Raw genomic sequence first — 1,963 nt, forward strand, 5'->3', positions numbered from 1 at the left:
ACTCCTGGAACGGCAAGTTCATGCGGCCGGCCGACGAGCTGACCGCCAACTACAATGTCCCGACCGAAAACAGCCTCCTGTGGGTCTATGAGGGTCAGACGAAGTACTGGGGCGAAGTGCTGGCCGCCCGCTCCGGCCTTCATACCAGGGCCCAGGCCCTCACCTTCCTGGCCGACCGCGCGGCCTTCTACGAGAACCAGCCGGGCCGCGAGTGGCGCAATCTGCAGGACACCAACAACCACAACCTGTTGGGCTATCGCATCCCTGGCCAGTGGCCGTCGTGGATGCGCGGCACCGGCGACTATTATGACGAAGCCGCCCTGATGTGGCTCGACGCGGACACCCTGATCCGCGAGCTCAGCCGCGACCGGAAGTCGCTCGACGATTTCGCCCGCAGCTTCTTCTCGCCGGAAGGGACCGATGGGTCGTGGACGCCGCAAGGCTACACCTTCGCCGACGTCGTCGCGGCCCTGAACGCGGTCCAGCCCCATGACTGGGCGACCTTCCTGCGCACCCGGCTGGACGCCTCCGGTCCCGACGCCCGTGCGCCGCTCGACGGTCTGGAGCGGGGCGGCTACCGCCTGGTCTACGTCGAGGAGCCCAACGCCGACGAGAAGGCCATGTCCTCCAACTGGGGCTCGGACTTCCGCTATTCGCTGGGCTTCAGCCTGGCCGGCCCGACCCAGCGCATCTCCGCCATCCAGTGGGGCGGCCCGGCGTTCGAGGCCGGCATCGGCGCCGGTTGGGACCTGATCGCCGTCGGCGATCGCGTCGCGACGCCGGAGGTCCTGCGCGAGGCCGTCACCGCCGCCAAGTCGGGTCAGGCCCCCATCCGCCTGATCCTCAAGAACGGCCAGCGCATCCGCACGGTCGACCTGTCGTACACGGGCGGCCTCCGCTACCCGCGCCTCGAGCGGATCGAGGGCACGCGCGACCGGATCGGCGAGATCATGACGGCGCGCGGGCGGTGACCCTCTGCGAAAGACGCCCACGCTGACTACGGTCCTCCAGACAGAAACGGGCCCCGCGATCGCTCGCAGGGCCCGTCGGGTCGTCAACCGGGTCTAGCCGTCCAACTCAGGCCTTGAGCACATCCAGCAGGGCCTCGGCCGCTTCGCGCGAGGAGCCGGGGTTCTGACCCGTGATCAGCTTGCCGTCGACCTGGACGAACGAGCCCCAGTCGGCGCCCTTGGCGTACAGTCCGCCGTTGGCCTTCAGCATGTCCTCGACGAGGAACGGCACGACGTCGGTCAAGCCGACAGCCTCTTCCTCGGAGTTGGTGAAGCCGGCGACCTTGCGGCCCTTGACCAGCGGGTCGCCGTTCGCCGCCTTGACGTTCTTGAATACGCCCGGCGCGTGACAGACGGCGGCGACGGGCTTGTCGGCTTTCACGAAGGCCTCGATCAGGGCGATCGACCCGGCGTCCTCGGCCAGGTCCCACAGCGGACCGTGGCCGCCCGGATAGAAGACGGCGTCGAAATCGGCGGCGTCGACGCTGGACAGGGTCACTGTTTCGGCCAGGACCTTCTGTGCGTCGGCATCGGCCTTGAAGCGGCGCGTGTCGTCGGTCTGGGCGTCGGCATCGTCGCTCTTGGGATCCAGCGGCGGCTGACCGCCCTTGGGCGAGGCCAGCACGATCTCCGCTCCGGCATCCTTGAGGGCGTAATAGGGGGCGGCGAATTCTTCCAGCCAGAAGCCGGTCTTCTTGCCGGTGTCGCCGAGTTGATCGTGCGAGGTCAGGACCATCAGGATCTTCATGGGAGGCGTCTTTCTCGTATCGGGGGAAGCGACAGATGGGGACGCCCCCCGCCCCACGCCACCCGCGCATACGAAAGCAGGCCCGGTGATCGCTCACCGGGCCTGCCTTCAGATCGGCCCCGTCCCGAGGGACGGGAAGACCAGTCCAGATTACTTGATCTGCACCTTGGCGCCGGCTTCCGTCAGCTTCTTGGCGACTTCGTCG

At 68.0% G+C, this 1,963-nt stretch carries 1 protein-coding gene and 1 pseudogene; one reads left to right on the plus strand and one right to left on the minus strand.

Going from position 1 to position 1,963, the window contains the following annotated elements:
- Nucleotides 1-971, plus strand: a pseudogene (locus tag JHC99_RS18580) (peptidase M61); the annotation flags it as partial.
- A gap of 106 nt (nt 972-1,077) precedes the next feature.
- Here JHC99_RS18580 and JHC99_RS18585 read toward each other — a convergent pair.
- On the minus strand, nt 1,078-1,758 hold the full coding sequence (locus JHC99_RS18585) for a type 1 glutamine amidotransferase domain-containing protein (RefSeq protein WP_292156177.1): 681 nt from the start codon (nt 1,756-1,758) through the stop codon (nt 1,078-1,080).
- Nucleotides 1,759-1,963: the final 205 nt, after the last annotated feature.

The sequence above is a fragment of the Brevundimonas sp. genome, from assembly GCF_016463485.1.
Classification (GTDB): Bacteria; Pseudomonadota; Alphaproteobacteria; order Caulobacterales; family Caulobacteraceae; genus Brevundimonas.